Below are 18,254 nucleotides of genomic sequence, written 5' to 3'. Positions count from 1 at the left end.
CAATGTCAGAACTCATCACCACGGCACTCGTCGACCTGGACCTGCAGGGCTCGGAGCGAGGCGAAGCAACAGCCAACCTGGTCGCCCGTCTCGCCGCAGAAGGCCGTGTGACCGACGAGTCAGGGTTCATGACCGCAATTCGCGACCGTGAAGCGCAGATGCCGACCGGAATCGAGGGCGGCATCGGTATCCCGCATGCTCGATCCGAATACGTCACCGAGCCGACACTTGCGTTCGGACGCAGCGCAAACGGTGTGGACTTCGGCTCCGCCGACGGGCCCGCCGACCTCATCTTCCTGATCGCCGCTCCAGACGGCGGCGGAAGTGAACACATGAAGATACTCGCCTCCCTTGCCCGCCGCCTCGTCCGCGAATCGTTCCGGTCCGCGCTGCGCGGAGCATCCACCCCCCAAGACGTCGTAGACCTCGTCAACAAGGAAGTACTCGGACGATGAAGAAACTCAAGCTCGTCGCTGTGACGTCATGCCCCACCGGCATCGCGCACACCTACATGGCGGCCGAATCACTCGAGCAGGCGGCAGAAGCTGCAGGGCACGAAATGCGTGTCGAAACGCAGGGCGCCGCGGGCGCGGAACGGTTGTCTGATGCGGAAATCGCTGAAGCGGACGCCGTCATCTTCGCTGCTGACGTGGAGGTTCGGGAGAAGGAGCGCTTCGCGGGCAAACCCACCATCCGTGGCGGCGTGAAGCGCGGCATCAACGACGCCTCGGGAATGGTCGCCGAAGCGGTAGCGGCAGCCGAGAACGCCCCCGCCGCGGGCGCTGCTCCCACGGCGGTCTCCGCACCGGCCACGCCACAGAAGGCCCCCGGGTTCGGAACGCAGTTGCGGCAGTGGCTGATGACCGGTGTCTCCTACATGATCCCATTCGTGGCAGCTGGCGGCATTCTCATCGCGCTCGCGTTCATGATCGGCGGCGCGCAGATCGCCGCAATCGTCGACGGCGGCGTGTACGAAGGAGTCGAGTACGCCGGAATCACCGACCTTTCAGCGATCCTCGCTGAAGCCGGAATCGCCGGTGTCATGTTCAAGATCGGCGCGACAGCGTTCTCGATGCTGGTCGCAGTTCTCGCTGGCTACATCGCCTACGCGATGGCTGATCGTGTGGGTCTCGCCGCGGGTATCGTCGGTGGCCTCCTGGCAGTCGCCATCGGTGCAGGCTTCCTCGGCGGTCTCGTCGCCGGTCTGCTCGCCGGCGCGATCGTCATGTGGCTCAAGAAGATCAAGGCTCCACGAGGGCTCGATAGCTTGATGCCGATCCTCGTGATACCGCTGCTCTCCGTCTTCGCGATCGGTTTCCTGATGCTGGTCGTCATCGGCGGCCCGATCGCCGCCGTCCAGAACGGCCTTACCGACTGGCTGCAAGGACTAACGGGAGCCAACGCGCTCGCGCTCGGCGCACTTCTCGGCGCGATGATGGGCTTCGACCTCGGCGGCCCTGTGAATAAGGTTGCGTACTTGTTCGGCACCGGCGCTCTTGTCTCCGACAACCTGACCGTCATGGCAGCCGTTATGGCCGCGGGTATGGTTCCGCCCCTCGGACTCGCGCTCGCCACCGTTGTACGCAAGAAGTTGTTCAGCGACGCTGAGCGGCAAGCTGGTAAGGCTGCGTGGGTGCTCGGCGCCTCATTCATCACCGAAGGCGCTATCCCCTTCGCTGCGGCTGACCCATTCCGTGTCATCGCCTCGACCATCGCGGGCGGAGCAACCGCTGGGGCCCTGTCAATGGCATTCGGATCAACACTCCGCGCACCACACGGCGGGATCTGGGTCATCGGCCTCATCGGCAACCCGCTCGGATACCTCATCGCAATTATTGCCGGCAGCCTCGTTACCTGTGCCGTCGTCATCGGTTTGAAGCAACTCACTCGCACCGCCGCCGCGCCCCAACCGACGCCAGTCGCTGCCTGAGCCGCACCACCCCAATCACTCTCACCAGTATCAATCTCGAAGGAAAAGCCATGCCAGAACGTTCCGTAGTCGTCGGATCCACCGTCGGACTCCACGCCCGTCCCGCAGCCCTGCTGGTCCAGGCCGCCGCAAGCCAGCCAGTTCCCGTGTCGATCGCCAAGAAGGACGGCGACTTCGTCGACGCCCGAAGCATCCTTATGGTCATCGGACTCGATGCCCGTGGGGGCGACGAAGTCGTACTCCGCGCCGAGGGTGACGGAGCGGATGCCGCACTCGACGCGGTCGCAACAGTTGTCGCCGAAAACCACGACTCAGGCAAATAGACAGCCCCAACCAGAATTCACCAGCGCAGGAGTCACACCCATGGGCAACACGATTGCAGGAACACCCGTAAGCACAGGCATCGCGGTCGCACCGATCGCACGCCTTGCCCCTCCTCCGGGTCTCCCAGCGGACAGCGGGCCAGAAGCCGACATCGCTGCCGCGATTGAGAACGCGCAACGCGCACTGAACGCCGTGGCAGATGAATTGGGCGCCCGGGCCTCCGCCACCAGCGGGCCGGCGTCAGACGTACTGTTCGCCCAGTCGATGATGCCCCGTGACCCCTCGCTGGCCATTCAGATCAAGGCGCAGCTCGAGCAAGGTAAGTCCCTCCCCCACGCGGTGACGGGAGCGTTCGGAGTATTCCGGGCCGCACTCGAAGCCGCGGGGGGTTACCTCGCCGAACGTGCTGCGGATCTCGACGACCTGAACAACCGCACGATTGCAGAACTTCTCGGACTTCCGATGCCTGGTATCCCCAATCCAGGTCACCCCTTCATTCTGGTCGCGTCAGACCTCGCCCCGGCTGATACAGCGATGCTGGACACGAAGCAGGTCCTCGGCATCATCACCGAACTCGGTGGACCGACAAGCCACACAGCCATTCTCGCCAAGTCCCTGGGCATCCCCGCGATAGTGGCGTGCTCGGACGCTACCGCCCTCGTCGACGGCACAACCGTGCTGCTGGACGGCGCCTCGGGCAAAATCCGTATCGAGCCGTCACCCGCAGAAATCGAGGGGGCTACGGCGCACGCCGAACAACTAGCGCGAGCGCTCGCAAAGAGTTCGGGGCCAGGTAAGACGGCGGACGGCGTACCTGTGAAATTGCTCGTCAACCTTGGCGCGCCGCACGAACTGGACGCTGCAGCGGCAGCTGACAGCGAAGGGGTGGGGCTGCTCCGCACCGAGTTCCTCTACCTGAGCAAAGTGACAGCGCCGACTGTCGCTGAGCAGACCGAAAGCTATGCGAGGGTCTTCGACGCATTCTCCGGACGGAAAGTCGTCGTCCGCACGCTCGACGCAGGTGCCGACAAGCCTCTGAAGTTCGTCGACCACGGTCACGAGGAGAACCCCGCCCTCGGTGTTCGCGGGCTGCGTCTGACCAAGCGGCATCCAGAGATGCTCACCGACCAGCTCGCCGCGATCGCGGCGGCGGCTTCGAAGGGCGACGCGGACGTCTGGGTGATGGCACCAATGGTGGCGACGCCGCGTGAGGCCGCGGAGTTCGCCGCGGCGGCACATGAGCACGGCCTGCGCACAGCGGGCACAATGGTCGAGGTTCCTGCCGCGGCCCTGCGGGCTCACCAGGTCCTGGAGGGCTGCGATTTCGCCAGTATCGGCACCAACGATCTGGGGCAGTACACGATGGCGGCGGATCGTATGCAGGGTGAACTCGCGGAACTTCTCGACCCGTGGCAGCCCGCGCTCCTTGAACTCGTCCACCTCACCGCGCAGGCCGGGAAGGACACAGGCAAGCCTGTCGGCGTGTGCGGTGAGGCTGCAAGCGACCCGCTGCTCGCCCTCGTTCTCGTCGGCCTCGGTGTGACCAGCCTGTCGATGGCGCCGAGCAGCATCCCAGCAGTTCGCGTCACACTGGCTGCGCACTCGCTGGCACAGTGCAGCGAACTCGCCAAATTGGCCCTCACTGCAGCGGATGCAGCGGAGGCACGACAGCTGGTGTCCGATGCGAGCCAGTCCATCGCCTGACCCCGCATAGATGCCCGTCTGACGGGAATTGGTACGGAACTACTTCCGGGCCAGTTCCCTACGGACGGGCATCTGGCGTCGGTGCGCTAGCTCGACGATTTTTTCGCCGTCTTCTTGGCAGCAGTCTTCTTCGCCGGCGACTTCTTCGCGGTTGTCTTCTTGGCTGCTGTCTTCTTCGCAGTGCGTTTCACTGGCCCGCGAGCGCGGCGGTCAGCCAATAGTTCTGCTCCGCGCTCCACAGTCAGCGTCGCAACCTCATCGCCTTTTCGAAGGCTGGCGTTGGTTTCACCATCTGTGACGTACGGGCCAAACCTGCCGTCCTTGATGACCATCGGTTTTCCGGTAGCTGGATCGTTCCCCACCTCCCGGAGCGGTTCGGTGGCGGCAGCCTGCCGCCCGCGGCGCTTCGGTTCGGCGTAAATTTTCAACGCCTCGTCGAGTGTCACAGTGAAAATCTGATCTTCGGTTGCGAGCGACCGTGAATCGCTGCCCTTTTTCAGATACGGACCGTAACGGCCGTTCTGCGCAGTGATCTCATCACCGCTTTCGGGATCCTTGCCCACAACACGGGGCAGCGCCAGCAATTTGAGCGCTTCCTCGAGCGTTACCGTGGAAATCTCCATCGACTTCAGCAGTGACCCGGTGCGCGGCTTGACCTTTTTCGCACCGCCATTTTTCTCATCGTCGGGGATGATCTCCGTGACGTACGGACCGAAACGACCTTCCTTCGCGACCACTTCATGCCCGGTATCGGGGTCGACGCCGAGGACACGGCCTTCCTGAGGTGTAGAGAAGAGCTTTTCCGCGATCTCCCTCGTCAGCTCATCAGGCGGGAGATCTTCTGGAAGGTTGGCGCGCTGCGACTCCGCGGCATCTCCCTCGCCGATCGTCCGCTCCAGATAGGGGCCGAATCGGCCTACCCGTACGTTAACCGGCCGTCCGTCCGAATCATCGAACAGCGTGATCGAGTTGATCTCCCGAGCATCGATGCCCTCGAGGTTGACGCCAACGAGACGCTTAAGCCCACCGAGCTTTGCAAGAGTCCCTTCAGCGCGGTCGTCGCTACCGAAGTAGAACGCGGCCAGCCAGTCGGAACGGCGCTCCCTGCCCTCAGCGATAGCATCGAGATCGTCTTCCATCGACGCTGTGAAGTTGTAGTCCACGAGACGGCCAAAATGCCGCTCAAGCAGACCCACGACCGCAAACGCCACCCACGAGGGGACGAGCGCGTTGCCCTTCTTGTAGACGTAGCCGCGGTCCTGGATGGTTTTGATGATCGACGCGTAAGTCGATGGCCGCCCAATGCCCTCATCTTCGAGCTTCTTCACGAGCGACGCTTCGGTGTATCGCGACGGCGGCGACGTTGAGTGCCCGTCTGGCCGCAACTCACTCGCGGTGACCGCGTGGCCTTCCGTCAGCCGCGGCAGGCGGCGTTCCTCATCGTCCGCCTGCCCGCCTGCTTCTTCGTCGACCGTCTCGACGTACGCGCTGAGAAAGCCGGGGAACGTGATTGTCCGGCCAGATGAACTGAAGACGCACTCTTCACCGGTTGCCGCGGTACCGGTGATACGCAAACTCAGCGTCGTGCCTTTGGCGTCAGCCATTTGGGACGCGACCGTGCGCTGCCAAATGAGCTCATACAGGCGGAACTCGTCGGCTTCGAGCACCCGGTGAAGCTGTCCAGGCGTCTGGAAAGTTTCTCCCGCAGGCCGGATAGCTTCGTGCGCCTCCTGCGCGTTCTTGACCTTGCGTGTGTACTGACGGGGTGACGGCGCGACATATTCCGGCCCGTACAATTCCCGCGCCTGGTTCCGCGCGGCATCGATCGCGGAACTCGACAGCGTCGTCGAGTCGGTACGCATGTACGTGATGTAGCCGTTCTCGTACAGGCGCTGTGCGATGCGCATCGTTCTGTCTGCGGAGAACCGCAACTTGCGCCCTGCTTCTTGCTGCAGCGTCGACGTCATGAACGGCGCGTAAGGCCTGCGGGTGTAGGGCTTTTCCTCAGCCGACGTGACCGCGAGCGCCTGCCCCTGCAGCGCTTCAGCAAGCCGCCCGGCGTGGGCCTCGTCAAGCACACGGACCGCGCTGCTGGACTTCAATGCGCCGTTCGGGCCGAAATCACGTCCTGTCGCGACACGCTCCCCGCCAACAGACATGAGCTTCGCACCGAACGTCTGCGGTGTCACCCCGGAGCCAGCGTCCAGTGTCGCCGCGATGTCCCAATACTCCGCTGCTGTGAACTCCATTCGCTCACGCTCACGCTGAACGATGATGCGGGTCGCAACCGACTGCACGCGGCCTGCTGACAGCTTGGGCATCACTTTTTTCCAGAGCACGGGACTAACTTCATAGCCGTACAGCCGGTCGACTATCCGTCGTGTTTCCTGCGCGTCGACCAGATCGGAGTCCAGGTCACGCGGGTTTTCCGCGGCAGCCCGGATAGCAGGCTCCGTAATCTCGTGGAACACCATCCGGCGGACCGGGATCTTAGGCTTCAGCGTCTCCAGCAGATGCCACGCGATAGCTTCACCTTCGCGGTCACCGTCTGTGGCGAGATAGAGCTCGTCAACATCCTTCAAGAGTCCCTTGAGCTCCGACACGGTTGCTTTCTTGTCGGCACTGACCACGTAGAGAGGCTCGAAGTCTTCGTCCACATTCACACCGAGACGTGCCCACGCTTCGCCCTTGTACTTGGCGGGCACGTCAGCCGCGCCTTTAGGCAAATCTCGGATGTGCCCGCGACTTGATTCGACCACGTAGCCAGATCCGAGGTACGAGGCGATCTTCTTCGCCTTCGTCGGTGATTCGACGATGACGAGACGACGGACCACCCGCGAATCCCCCGCGCGTGCCGAACCGTTCGCCGTGCCACTACCGCGTGCTGCCACTTGAAGACCGCACCTTCCTCACACCTCGTTCACGAAGCCTGCCTAGCAGGCATTCCCATCAGACTGACATATGCGGAGAATGCCCTGCGCCCCGCCAGCACAACGATGTGCCCCGCCCTGTGGTTCCCGCAGCCAGTATGTCCTACCTAGGACGCCACCGCCGAATAGGCCGGTAGCCTACTGCTCAGTCGTGAGTACCGCGCATTCGGGGACACCGCCGATTGCCGCATCGAGTTCCGCGGATTCGAACTCCTCTAGGTCGTCGAACGCGGTCGCAATGGGGTTAGGGGCCTCCTCCATATCCGACATGAACTCTGCCATCGCCGCCGGGTCATCTGGCTCAATCCCGTCCAGCCGAGCCTGCAAGTCCGCCACGTCGTCCGCTGCACGCTGTGTCGCGTTGGACATCGCCTGACTGAAACCTGGCTCCATGTCCGACACGGGGGGGTCGCCAAGTTCGCCGAAACTAACTGACGAGCCCTCTAGTACTGCGTGCATATGCGCGAACAGATCAAGATAGGCCTCACGCGCCTCCCCGGGCTCACCCGGGGGCTCCGCGACCAGTACGTCGAAGTGCTGGAATGAGTCGTCAAGGGAAATGAAGGGCGCACAGAATCGCGCGAGCCAATCATCCGTTTCGATAGGAGTCGGTTCCGGTGACTCCGTAGATGCAGTCTCCGCTGCGTCCTCATTTCCGCACGCCACCAGCCCCGCCGTGCCGAACAAGCCAAGCAGTACAGCAAAGACGACACCCAAACACCGCCCCGCTGGCCCGGATACCTTCATCGCATAAGACCTAACTCGTCGCGTTGGGCGCCACCTTTCAGCACCCGGCTTGTCTACTTCACGACACCGTAGCGGTAAAGGGGACGCCGCGAGCGGAACTTGCGGCTGAACACCCTGGCGTGGACGCAGAACCAACACGGGGCAAGGGCCACGGAGCGGGCTGACTGACCGCAGGTGGTTGCTAGCCCGTCCGCATGGAGGTAAGCGCCGATGCCTGCGCGGCGTGGCCTTCTCTCGTGGGGTGGAACGGAAGCAGTTCCTCGTGGAAGTCACCGACTCGCGTGATCCAGCGCTGGCCCATCGGCTTGCACATGTCCCGGCCGGCCGTGGCGTTCTTCAGAGACCAGAATTCGAGGCCAAGTCTTCCGGCAGCCTCCCGCTGTGCCCCCTCGATTCGCTGCAGAACATCGTGAGCGTACGCTGCGCGCGGCTGAAAACCGGGATCCTCGACCCCATTAACGGGTGCACACACTGACGAATCCGGCGGCAAAATGGTCGGGTAACCGACCAGCGCGATCCTCGCATTCGGAGCGGCCCTGCGGATCTCTCCGATCAGATCCCCGCTATCACCCGATGTGAGTCGGCGCGCCATTTCCGCCCCGGTCACTGCGTCTGCACGGACAGCCGCAGGGTCAGCCGGGTCGTTGCATCCGTTCACGAAGTCAATGATGCAGAGGCCCATCGACCACGCGGCACTGCGTCCCGCGGCCCCGTAAGTTTCGTTTCCACCGAATTGGATCGTCACCAGCTCGGTCCGCGGCCCGAGCGCAGCGCGCGCCGTGCCGAGTTGTTCCCCGAATGTGTTCGTCCCTCTCCCGTCAACAACCGCGCCAGAGCATGCGGCATCAAACCAGTCACCCCCGAGTCCCCACTGTGCGGCGAACTGTTTGGGCCATGCGTAGGGAAGTTGCGGGCATCCCCCAAACGGGTCGTAGCTCGGGCCAGACGTAAAGCTGTCACCCAAGGACACGTATCGAACATCGGTGGGATTCGATGCCGCGGCTCCAGCGCCTGCGGCCACCAGCCCCGCAGTCAGAACGAGCGTTGCGCCAACACGGGACGCGACGCGTGAAAAGCTCTTAGTGACATAGCTAGTTACGGAAAAGTTCACTATGGCACCGTCCCACACTTTTCCGGGCGCGTCGCGCAAACGGAGAGCCCCCGGCCAATCCCGCCCTCAAGTGAGCATCAGCAGCGGTTCGCCCTTCCACAAAGACACCGCTACCGTGGCTCGCGTGAGCGGTACCCCTCCCCCTCCCCAGGCGCGGGACTTCGGTGAAGAGCTGATCGAGGCACTTCAGCCACTCAGTGCTTCGGCGATCGGCGGGTCGCCCGCTTTCACAACAGTGATCCCCGCGCGCTCCGCCGAGTATGTGGCGTGGCCGGAATGGGTGTACGAACCGCTCCGTGACGAGCTGGTTTTCAGTGGTGTGGTGCAGCCGTATAGTCACCAGATCCGGGCCGCCGATCTGGCTCACCGAGGCACCAACGTCGTCGTCGCGACCGGCACCGCGTCGGGCAAATCCCTGGCATATCAGCTGCCCATACTGACGGCACTGGCCGAGTCGCCTTCGGCTACTGCTTTGTATCTCTCACCTACCAAGGCGCTCGGCGCCGACCAGCTCAAGAACGCATCGCGGCTGACAAACGCGGTGGCAGGCCTGAGCACCGCGCACCCCTATCTTTACGACGGCGACACCCCGACCGACATACGCCCATGGATCCGGAATCACGCGCGCTGGGTCTGCACAAATCCGGACATGCTGCACATCGGGATTCTGCCGGGGCACGAACGGTGGTCCCGCTTTTTCCGCGGCCTGAAATACGTCGTCATCGACGAATGCCACCACTACCGGGGCGTCTTCGGATCGGGTGTGGCCTGGGTAATTCGCCGGTTGCGCCGCATCGCGAAAAGGTACGGCGCAACGCCGACATTTATCCTGGCTAGTGCCACGAGCGCTAACCCTGGTGCCGCCGCGACACGCCTCATCGGCGCGCGTTGCGCGGAAGTCACTGAGGACGGGTCGCCCCACGGATCACGCACGGTAGCGCTGTGGGAGCCTGGTTATCTTCCAGACAGCGACGATCTGCCCGAACGGACCCGCCGCTCCGCGACGACCGAAGCTGCCGGGCTCACTGCCGCGCTAATCCGGGAAGGAGCACGCACTCTGACGTTCGTCCGCTCGCGGGCAGGCGCGGAATTCGCTGCGGTGACAGTGCGCAGAATCCTCGAGGAATCCGGTACCGATCTCGCGAACCGCGTGACCGCCTACCGCGCAGGATATCTTGCCGAGGATCGTCGCCGGATCGAGGCCGAGCTCGCTGAAGGGGCCCTACTCGGGGTCACGACAACGAACGCCCTCGAGTTGGGTGTCGATATTGCTGGACTCGATGCCGTCGTGATCGCAGGTTTTCCTGGGACCAGGGCCTCCTTTTGGCAGCAGGCCGGACGAGCGGGACGACGGGGCCAAGGCGCAGTGGTCATTCTGGTTGCACGCGACGACCCCCTGGACTCCTACCTGGTTCACAACCCTGAATCGCTCCTAGGCAAGCCTGTTGAAGCAACAGTCACCGACCCGGACAACCCCTACGTGCAGCGGCCGCACCTCCTCTGCGCAGCGTCTGAGCATCCCCTCAGCGACGAGGAAGCCGACCGTGCTGATGTCTCGGCCACACTCGGCGAGCTCGTGTCCGAGGGATTGCTCCGCCGTCGGCCCCACGGCTGGTTCATTGCGCCGGGGCTGAATCCTCACGAAGAGGTCAGCATTCGCGGCGGAACCGCAGGGCAGATAGCGATCGCCGAGAGCACCACGGGCGAGTTGCTGGGGACAGTAGACGCGGGCCGCGCACCGTCGACCGTTCACCCTGGTGCCGTGCACCTACACCAGGGTGACACCTATGTCGTCGAAGAACTGGAACTCCAGGAAGGGTTAGCACTAGTCCGGCGGGACGATCCCGGCTGGTCGACCACCTCTCGCTCGGTGAGCGACATCCGAATCACCGGTATCCGTACGCGCGCCGTATACGGCGACATCACGCTCGGGCTCGCTGACGTGGAGGTGACCAGCCAAGTAGTCAGTTACCTGCGTCGACTCCCTTCTGGTGAAATCCTCGACACCGTGGAGCTCGACATGCCGCCAAGTACACTCCACACCGTTGCCGTCATGTGGACCATCAGTCCGGAGCGCCTGGACGCCGAAATGGTCAGTGAACCGGACATGCCCGGCTCACTCCACGCTGCGGAACACGCGGCAATCGGACTGCTCCCGCTGGTCGCGACCGCGGATCGCGGTGACATTGGCGGCGTTTCGACTGCACTTCACGCGGATACTGGACTCCCCACGATCTTCATTTACGATGGCCATCCCGGTGGCGCCGGCATCGCCGAGCGCGGTCACAGCGCGATCCGTCAGTGGCTCACCGCCACAGTTGACGTGATTGAGCGCTGTTCCTGCTCAACAGGCTGCCCGGCGTGTGTGCAGTCGCCCAAATGCGGCAACGGCAACGACCCGCTTGATAAAGCAGGAGCAGTGCGCGTGTTGCGCACAGTGCTCACCGACCTTCCGGAAGAGGATACTGGCCTGCTCAACGGGCACGAACCTTTGCTGGACCAGCACGGGCCGACGCGCTGACATCGCGATATCCCGGCAACACCACTGGCAGCCCAACACTGACCCGCACCACCACATCGGAACCCGCGACCGCACAGCCGCGAATCTCAGACCGATTCAGCTTCGCCACCTCGCGCGCTACCTCGCACGGTTCACCGTGCAGCCACGCCAGCGACTCCGCGGCCGCAACAGCCGACACATCAGCCGCGGACTGGGCACGATGACGCGCCCCCACGATCAACGCGTAATGCACCACGGCAACCGCGGCGAGCACCACGATGAGCATCAAGACGGCCCCAAGCACTGTTGCGACGCCCTCCTCATCCCGCACCGACGGTGCCTTCGATCACGGTCACCGACTCGGCGCGCAACGTCAGCAAGGGCAGCACCGGGGAACGCGCGACCACACGAGCCGTCACCACGCTCCCGCGGTCACCAACGATCTCGATCGCGGCGCCGCGAGGAGCGGCCATGCGGGCACGGTCCACCGCCGCCGCGTCCCCGCGCGCAACCCCGAGCGCTGCTTCGCGCGCCGTATCAACACAACGCACATACGCGAGCCCGGCAAACACACCGCCAAGGCACAGCCACACAGTCAGCATCAACGCAACAGTGACCAGCGCCGCCTCAACGGTCACTGAACCCGTGTCATCCGCGACTACACAGGCGTGCTCAACGCTCGCTCGATCAACCCCGTCATCGCGCCCACCACCGAATTCCCCGTCACCACCGTGTACAGGATTGCCGCGAACGCGGCCGCCGCAATCGTGCCGATCGCGTACTCGACCGTCGACATGCCTTCTTCCTCTTGCAGCCCTTGAAGACGGCTGACTATGAGCTCGGCGAAGCTCCCGCGGACTTCTTCTCCCGGGGTGGCCGCTGCTGAAGTCTCGTCCATGAACTTTCCTTTCGTTGGCCGTGCTGCAGGGTGCAGGACGGGGCTTGGTTCGCGTCAGCGGGTTCACAGCAGCTCACCCTGCGCCAGTTGATACGCAAGGCCAAGTACGACGGGTGCGATCCCCAGACACATAAACGAGGGGAGGAAGCAAAGTCCGAGCGGTCCTGCGATGAGAACGCCCGCACGCTGCGCTTTTTCCGCTGACTTGTCTTTCGCGTTTTGCCGCAGTTCAGCCGCGAGTTCACTGACTGCCTCAGCAAGTGGTGTTCCTGCCCTGGCGGATCGTTGCGCTGCGCGTATGAAGGCGTCCGTCTCGGGATTTCCCTCAGCACTGGTCCAGGCGGTTTCTTCGTCCACACCTAGTGACAGCAGGTTGCTGATTCTGCCGAAGAACGCAGCTACTTGCCCCTGCTGTGTCGTGGCGACCGCACCGGCCGCTCCCGCGGGTGAGAGACCCGCACGTAAACACGCGGCAAAGACGTCGAAGACAGCCGCGGCACCATACGGTCCGCCTTCCCTCGCATTGGCCGCGTAGGCAGGCCGCGATTTCGCGGCGCACCCGCCGGGACCGGGAATAACACGAGTGAGGTAGGTGCCCGGCCAGCACAAGGCTGCTGCCGCCAGCGCGAGCAGAGCGAGCACCGTCAGCATCGCGCACCCGCGAGGATCCTGTCCGACCACAGTAATCCGCTGACTGCGAGCAACGTGCCCGCCGCGAGTAGCGCTCCTCCAATTGTCGTCGAGAGGAGCGTCCAGAGTGGTGCAGCTCCCATCATTTCGCCTAGGCCGATTCCGGCAACGGGCAACATGGCCAGGATTGTGGCGGTCGCTCGCGCCCCGCTCAGTCCCGCATGGAGCTGCGATTCGAATGCGTTGCGTTCCTTCAGATCACTCTTCACCGCGGCGAGCAGCTCCGCCAGCCGAACCCCGTGGGTCTCAGAAATACGCCACGCGGCCCCGATCTGTGCTGTGGGAGAGGCGAATTGGGAGTCGGAGAATCCGGCCGACACCTCGGCGCCCAGCCGCGCACGTGCGGCTGCTCGTGCGAACACTATTCGTGCGGTCCCCTGAGACTGGTCGGCTGCCGTCGCGCAAGCAGTCGCCGGGTGCGCCCCCACGCGCAGTTCAGCGATGACAGCGTCGAGTGCGTCAGCGGTCCGTCCGATATCCGCCCGGTGAGCGCGCTCGGCCATCCCGCGCTGGGTACGTTTCACGGCAACGCCACACACTGCGAATAACGCGAAAACGGGCGCAGGCCCAGCTAGCCCCAGAATGACACCACTGACGATGACAGCGCCCACGGCCAGCAGCGTGGCGAGCGCCCACGCTGGCATCCGGTACCGCCCTGCACTGGCACAGCGTCCGAGCACTTTCCGGACCCGTCGCCTCCGCTGAGGGCTTGGTGCAGCTAACAAAGCTGCACCAAGAAGACCGCACGCGACGGCGCTCATGAGCCGCCTCCCCGCGTACGCAAGAGCCCGTCCAGCTCGCCCCACGCAGGGCCGCGCCCATCCGCATACGACCAGCATGTCACTGCCTCGACATTGCCCGTGGACGTCTTCGAAAGAACGCCTATCTCGCAGAGCTTCCGCGTACCGCGACGATCGCGCGCGACATGCAGGACTAGTCGCAGCGCCGCAGCCAACTGACTGTGGAGGGCAGCCGAATTGATTCCGCCCAAGGATGCGAGCGCTTCGAGTCTCGCAGGCAGTTCTTTCGGCGAATTTGCGTGCACCGTGCCAGCGCTGCCGTCGTGGCCGGTGTTCAACGACGCCAGCAAGTCGATCACCTCAGCGCCGCGGACTTCGCCTACGACGATGCGGTCCGGGCGCATTCGGAGTGCCTGCCGGACAAGTTCGCGGAGTTCCACCGCACCTGCGCCCTCAACATTCGCGGCCCGAGCAGCGAGCCTGATCAGGTGCGGGTGCTGGGGCGCGAGCTCAGCCGCGTCTTCGACGCACACGATGCGTTCTGTGTGCGGCACCCTTCCGAGAAGCGCGGCGAGCAGCGTCGTCTTGCCTGTGCCCGTTCCGCCTGTCACGAGAAACGAAAGGCGTGCCTCAACGATCCGTTCGAGCAGAGGCAGAACAGCTGTTGGCACCGATCCTTGTGACGCGAGATCACCTAGGGTGTGAGAGGCGGGCCGTAGCACTCGCAGAGATATGCAGGGCCCGTCCACGGCTATCGGAGGCAGCACCGCGTGCAGGCGCACACCTGACCCGTGCCCGCCCAGATCTTGCAGCCATCCATCGACCCAGGGCTGCGCGTCATCAAGTCGGCGCCCGGCCCGCAGCGCAAGTCGCTGAGCCAAACGGCGAACCGCGCCGGCGTCTGACAACCGGACGCTGGCTCGTTCAACCCCTTGGCCCGCATCCACCCACGCGCTGCCGTCGCCTAGCACCAGCACGTCGGTCACCTGGGGGTTTTCCAGTAAGGGATCGAGAATCCCGGCGCCGTCCATCTCTGTGTGCAGGACGCGAAGAGCAGACAGAACGTCGGCGTCACCGAGTACGCCACTCGATTCCGCGCGCACCGCCGCTGCAATAACGGCTGGGGTCAGCGCGTCGGCTGTGTCAGCAAGCCGCGCTCGAACACGGTCCAGGAAATCTTGCGTCAGCCCGTTCATGCGGCTGCCACTTCTGCCGCTTCCATAACTTGCATCGCGGCGCTGCGCAGTGGTGAACTTCGCGGCAGGTGGAGACCGCCCCGTTCGAGACGTGCGTCCAAACCGGCCTCCGCGCGCATCGTCGTTATCAGGTCAAGCCCGACAGCTCGCGCAACATCGCGCCCAGTCAGCCCGCCCGGTGAAGGCCCCCGCACCACGAGTCCACAACGCCGGTCACGCAAGTGGACCGATCTCACTCTGGCTGACGCACAAGCGCGCAACTGAGCGGGCACCACCAGGACAATGAGATCCGCTATCTCGCACAGCAGCTCACCTTCCGCGCTCGGCAGGGCGGCCACATCAACGACGCAGAGCGCTCCGGCGGACCTCGTGGACTCAATGACCGCACGAAGTACGCCGGCCTCTGGGGATTTCCGTTGCGGGCCGGTGCGCGCGTCGCGCGAGTGCGCGAGCACCGCAATGCCGTCGACTGCTGGCAACGCCGCCCACAACGCTTCTGCGGAGACACGCCCAGTGAGATTCGTGAGGTCAGGCCAGCGCAGCCCCCCGGCCGATTCGAGACCCAATATCAGGTCGATCCCCGGACCCTCAGAGTCGGTATCGACCAGCAGCGAACGACGCGGCTGCGCCGCCGAACTTGCCAGCGTCAGCGCTGCTGATAGCACTGTTGCTCCAGCACCGCCGCACGCCCCCGCAACTGCGATGACACGCCCAGCGGCGGTGCCTGACATCAGCCTTTCGCTCAGCATTGTGATGAGTTGAGACTCAGCCCCCGGCAGCGCACACACGTCACGGATCCCGAGACCGATGAACTCCCGCCACTGGGCCGCCAGATCCTCGCCAGCACCAGAGTGCACAAGAATGATGCCCTCGCGGCGCGGGAGTGAACTCAATGAGCATGCGGACGCGGTCTGTGGATCGAGGATGACGGCAGGTGCGCTCAGCCATCGCCTGCGTACCAGACTTGGCACATCAGTCATTTGTTCAGACGCGTCCGTGATTGCGGCGTGCACTTCCTCGATAGGGCACTCGGCGGCAGCGGCGATCCGCCGCACCTCAGTCGCGACCGCGGTACCACCCAACCACACCAGCGTCGCTTCGTTTATGCGCATGCTGTCAACGGTGCCGCTGCTAACCCACTGCGCACCAGAAAAGTTCACGGAGGGCTGTGGATAACGCGATCCTGTGGATAACCCTGTCGGGCGCAGGTCCCCGAAACGGGGTAGGGCGCCTATTCAGCTAAGCTGCGGCGCACATTTGAGTACAAGGAGAAGATATGGGACGACCCCCGCCAGGGGGGGAGGGGGCGGGGGTCGTCGGAGTTCAGCCCCGGGGGGTCGGGCTGAACTCACCCGGATCATGTCCGAGTGCCTTCATAGTACACGGGATCACAGTGATGTTTCCGCATTCAACATCTGACTTTTTCAGGATTCGATCGCGCCGATGGATCGAACTCTCCGCTGGCCCGATCCTTCAGATTCTACCTTCGAGAACTATCCTGGGTTGCGTGAATCACGGTCGCGCCAGTACAGGAACCCAGCAGCGCCCCGCTGCTTTCTTCGATTTGGACAAGACCGTCATCGCGCGGTCATCAACACTTGCATTCAGCAAGCCATTCTTCGAGGAAGGCTTGATCAACCGCCGTGCTGTCCTCAAAAGCAGCTATGCGCAGTTCTTATTCCTACTTTCGGGCGCCGATCATGAACAAACTGATCGTTTGCGATCACACATCACGACAATGTGTGAGGGCTGGGATGTTGCGCAAGTTGAATCGATCGTTCAAGAAACACTGCACGACATCGTCACTCCGTACGTATTCGCCGAGGCGGCCGCACTGATATCGGATCACATTGCCCGCGGCCACGATGTTGTGGTCGTGTCGGCGTCGGGCACGGAGATCGTCAAGCCAATTGCTGAAGCGCTCGGCGCGAAACATGCGCTAGCCAGCCGGATGGCGGTCCGTGATGGCCGCTACACCGGTGAGCTGGAGTTCTTCTGTCACGGCCCCGGAAAAGCCCAAGCTATCCGGGAACTCGCCGAACAAGAAGGCTACGACTTGCGCGTGTCGCATGCGTACTCCAACTCCGCGTCTGACCTGCCGATGCTCGAAACCGTAGGGCATCCGGCGGCTGTGAACCCTGACCGCCAGCTTCGTCGCGAAGCCGCGGCCCAGGGCTGGCCGGTTCTAACCTTCTCCGACCCGATTTCCCTGCGAGCGCAACTACCTGCACCCTCCACGAAAGCAGTAGCGACTACGGCGGCAATCGGCCTTAGCGCTGTAGTCGCCGCTGGTGCAGCGGCATTTAGTTACTTTCGGCGCCGAAACTAAATGGACTGGAGTTTTTCCAATCTCCTGAAACGTCTTGCAGGGCCCGCAGGTCAGGAGTACAAAAGAGGTACGGGAGCACGACAGGCTAAGGCCGAATCGGAAGAGAAGATCTCGACCTCCCCGGCCGTGAGTCCCTAGTACGAGCACCAGGAACCCACGCGGAGCACATGCCGCGTAAGGGCAGAAGTGTTGTGGGCCTGCGAGCCACCGCTTATTCCGCGGCGAATTAGTCCCTTGTGGGTAGGGATCCGCCAAGGACGGTGATGGTTACGCCGAGGCCAACCCACACAACCCGAAATCGCACGCATGGTAACCATGATGTTCGTACTACGCGGGCGGTGATTCTCCGGAATCGCCGTCCGCTTTCGTGTATTAGCCTGATTGCGCGGCAGCCGCATCAGCAATTGCGATCGCTTCTCGACCGCCAGCCTCTAATGCGCCGCAACAGAAAATGACCCAGTTTCCCACCCCATCAGGCGTGCCCTGCCCGAAGGACTCCGCAGCACTGCGATACGCGGAGAGCTTCTTCAGCCAGGTGGCTTCAGGCACACCGAGATTGTGCGGATCCAGCCCACTCGTCACGGCTACGAGGCGCGAAGCGGCACGTGCCACGACGCCGTCAGCCGTGCCGAAGGGCCGCAGGGTCAGAATTTCGCCGTGCACAACAGCTGCGGTGACGGGAGCCGGCGCGCGTGACCCTCCCGTCACGAGTTGAGCCAAAAGATCAAGCCGCGCACCGATGCCCTCAACTGGCCTCGGCCTGCCCAGCTGCTGTTCATCCTCAATGAGGTCGGCAGCAGCCAGCATGTGCAGGCGCGCGAGAGCTTGCAGCGGCGCACGCTGCCACACGCGTGCCATATTCGCCAGCCCTTCCCCGTCGAGAGACTGGGAAACGCGGAACGCCCCCGCAAGTATTGGGTCCTCAAACTGACCCGAAGGGTCAAGTTCTGTCTTGCCGCCATCAAGTGCCGAGGAGGCACGCGCGGCCCGCACAGACGCTTCTGTTGCGGACTTCGCCCACTCACGCCGATTAGCGGGATGTCGGTGCGCCTGCGTGAGGACATCCCTGGCTTTGTTGGCAGAGTCGAGCACTCCCGGCAGATCGAGAATCGGTGCTAATGGGTCAGTCACACAGGCCAAGATACAGACGCCCTA

Annotated in this window: 15 protein-coding genes and 1 pseudogene; 5 read left to right on the top strand and 11 right to left on the bottom strand. The window is 63.7% G+C overall.

Features of this window, described 5'->3' with window-relative positions:
- Nucleotides 1–2 precede the first annotated feature (2 nt).
- The 3 genes and pseudogenes from AS9A_RS01425 to ptsP all read left to right on the top strand — a co-directional run bounded on the left by AS9A_RS01425 (nt 3) and on the right by ptsP (nt 3,958).
- Nucleotides 3–1,930: pseudogene (locus AS9A_RS01425) on the top strand (PTS fructose transporter subunit IIABC).
- Between the two features lie 50 nt (nt 1,931–1,980).
- The gene (locus tag AS9A_RS01420) at nt 1,981–2,253 is read left to right on the top strand and encodes an HPr family phosphocarrier protein (RefSeq protein WP_013805101.1); all 273 of its coding nucleotides are present in this window, start codon (nt 1,981–1,983) and stop codon (nt 2,251–2,253) included.
- A 40-nt stretch (nt 2,254–2,293) separates the two neighbouring features.
- Entirely contained in the window at nt 2,294–3,958 is a 1,665-nt protein-coding gene (gene ptsP, locus AS9A_RS01415) for a phosphoenolpyruvate--protein phosphotransferase (protein WP_013805100.1), read from the top strand.
- Nucleotides 3,959–4,044: 86 nt separating this feature from the next.
- Here ptsP and topA read toward each other — a convergent pair whose 3' ends face one another.
- From topA to AS9A_RS01400, 3 genes are all read right to left on the bottom strand, one after another.
- Nucleotides 4,045–6,849: a type I DNA topoisomerase gene (topA, locus tag AS9A_RS01410; RefSeq protein ID WP_013805099.1), complete on the bottom strand. Its 2,805-nt coding sequence runs from the start codon at nt 6,847–6,849 to the stop codon at nt 4,045–4,047.
- A gap of 177 nt (nt 6,850–7,026) precedes the next feature.
- Entirely contained in the window at nt 7,027–7,635 is a 609-nt protein-coding gene (locus tag AS9A_RS01405; protein ID WP_013805098.1) for a hypothetical protein, read from the bottom strand.
- Between the two features lie 181 nt (nt 7,636–7,816).
- Nucleotides 7,817–8,746 carry an SGNH/GDSL hydrolase family protein gene (locus tag AS9A_RS01400; RefSeq protein ID WP_013805097.1) on the bottom strand — a complete coding sequence of 310 codons (930 nt, stop codon included), beginning with the start codon at nt 8,744–8,746 and terminating at the stop codon, nt 7,817–7,819.
- 124 nt (nt 8,747–8,870) lie between these two features.
- On the opposite strand from AS9A_RS01400, the gene AS9A_RS01395 reads away from it, so the two are divergent.
- Entirely contained in the window at nt 8,871–11,267 is a 2,397-nt protein-coding gene (locus tag AS9A_RS01395) for a DEAD/DEAH box helicase (RefSeq protein WP_407636558.1), read from the top strand.
- Here AS9A_RS01395 and AS9A_RS01390 read toward each other — a convergent pair.
- The 7 genes from AS9A_RS01390 to ssd all read right to left on the bottom strand — a co-directional run bounded on the left by AS9A_RS01390 (nt 11,221) and on the right by ssd (nt 15,882).
- Nucleotides 11,221–11,577, bottom strand: coding sequence for an Rv3654c family TadE-like protein (locus tag AS9A_RS01390; RefSeq protein ID WP_041450774.1), 357 nt, complete (start codon nt 11,575–11,577; stop codon nt 11,221–11,223). The two genes, AS9A_RS01395 and AS9A_RS01390, sit on opposite strands and share 47 nt — an antisense overlap.
- Nucleotides 11,567–11,884 (bottom strand): TadE family type IV pilus minor pilin, encoded by a 318-nt coding sequence (locus tag AS9A_RS01385; RefSeq protein WP_013805094.1) that lies wholly within the window; start codon nt 11,882–11,884, stop codon nt 11,567–11,569. The genes AS9A_RS01390 and AS9A_RS01385 overlap by 11 nt, the downstream gene beginning before the upstream one ends.
- A 20-nt stretch (nt 11,885–11,904) precedes the next feature.
- The gene (locus AS9A_RS01380) at nt 11,905–12,144 is read right to left on the bottom strand and encodes a DUF4244 domain-containing protein (RefSeq protein WP_013805093.1); all 240 of its coding nucleotides are present in this window, start codon (nt 12,142–12,144) and stop codon (nt 11,905–11,907) included.
- Nucleotides 12,145–12,207: 63 nt separating this feature from the next.
- Nucleotides 12,208–12,795 (bottom strand): type II secretion system F family protein, encoded by a 588-nt coding sequence (locus tag AS9A_RS01375; protein WP_041450773.1) that lies wholly within the window; start codon nt 12,793–12,795, stop codon nt 12,208–12,210.
- Nucleotides 12,789–13,595, bottom strand: a complete 807-nt coding sequence (locus AS9A_RS01370; RefSeq protein WP_013805091.1) for a type II secretion system F family protein — start codon at nt 13,593–13,595, stop codon at nt 12,789–12,791. The genes AS9A_RS01375 and AS9A_RS01370 overlap by 7 nt, the downstream gene beginning before the upstream one ends.
- Nucleotides 13,592–14,761: a TadA family conjugal transfer-associated ATPase gene (locus tag AS9A_RS01365; RefSeq protein ID WP_049793819.1), complete on the bottom strand. Its 1,170-nt coding sequence runs from the start codon at nt 14,759–14,761 to the stop codon at nt 13,592–13,594. The genes AS9A_RS01370 and AS9A_RS01365 overlap by 4 nt, the downstream gene beginning before the upstream one ends.
- A gap of 5 nt (nt 14,762–14,766) precedes the next feature.
- Nucleotides 14,767–15,882, bottom strand: a complete 1,116-nt coding sequence (ssd, locus tag AS9A_RS01360) for a septum site-determining protein Ssd (protein ID WP_041451370.1) — start codon at nt 15,880–15,882, stop codon at nt 14,767–14,769.
- A gap of 284 nt (nt 15,883–16,166) precedes the next feature.
- Here ssd and AS9A_RS01355 point away from each other — a divergent pair, with 284 nt between their 5' ends.
- Nucleotides 16,167–17,099, top strand: a complete 933-nt coding sequence (locus tag AS9A_RS01355; RefSeq protein ID WP_013805088.1) for an HAD-IB family hydrolase — start codon at nt 16,167–16,169, stop codon at nt 17,097–17,099.
- 372 nt (nt 17,100–17,471) lie between these two features.
- Here the strand turns inward: AS9A_RS01355 and AS9A_RS01350 are convergent, their stop codons facing one another.
- The gene (locus tag AS9A_RS01350) at nt 17,472–18,230 is read right to left on the bottom strand and encodes a Fic family protein (RefSeq protein WP_013805087.1); all 759 of its coding nucleotides are present in this window, start codon (nt 18,228–18,230) and stop codon (nt 17,472–17,474) included.
- Nucleotides 18,231–18,254: the final 24 nt, after the last annotated feature.

The organism is Hoyosella subflava DQS3-9A1 (genome assembly GCF_000214175.1).
GTDB classification, from domain to species: domain Bacteria; phylum Actinomycetota; class Actinomycetes; order Mycobacteriales; family Mycobacteriaceae; genus Hoyosella; species Hoyosella subflava.
This window is presented reverse-complemented; position numbering and strand designations above follow the sequence as displayed.

Excerpts from the sequence above, each read along its gene's own strand:
- AS9A_RS01420 (WP_013805101.1), top strand. The coding sequence starts at position 1,981 with ATGCCAGAACGTTCCGTAGTCGTCGGATCCACCGTCGGACTCCACGCC.
- ptsP (WP_013805100.1), top strand. The coding sequence starts at position 2,294 with ATGGGCAACACGATTGCAGGAACACCCGTAAGCACAGGCATCGCGGTC.
- AS9A_RS01405 (WP_013805098.1), bottom strand. The coding sequence starts at position 7,635 with ATGAAGGTATCCGGGCCAGCGGGGCGGTGTTTGGGTGTCGTCTTTGCT.
- AS9A_RS01380 (WP_013805093.1), bottom strand. The coding sequence starts at position 12,144 with ATGGACGAGACTTCAGCAGCGGCCACCCCGGGAGAAGAAGTCCGCGGG.
- AS9A_RS01375 (WP_041450773.1), bottom strand. The coding sequence starts at position 12,795 with ATGCTGACGGTGCTCGCTCTGCTCGCGCTGGCGGCAGCAGCCTTGTGC.
- AS9A_RS01370 (WP_013805091.1), bottom strand. The coding sequence starts at position 13,595 with ATGAGCGCCGTCGCGTGCGGTCTTCTTGGTGCAGCTTTGTTAGCTGCA.
- ssd (WP_041451370.1), bottom strand. The coding sequence starts at position 15,882 with ATGCGCATAAACGAAGCGACGCTGGTGTGGTTGGGTGGTACCGCGGTC.
- AS9A_RS01355 (WP_013805088.1), top strand. The coding sequence starts at position 16,167 with ATGTTTCCGCATTCAACATCTGACTTTTTCAGGATTCGATCGCGCCGA.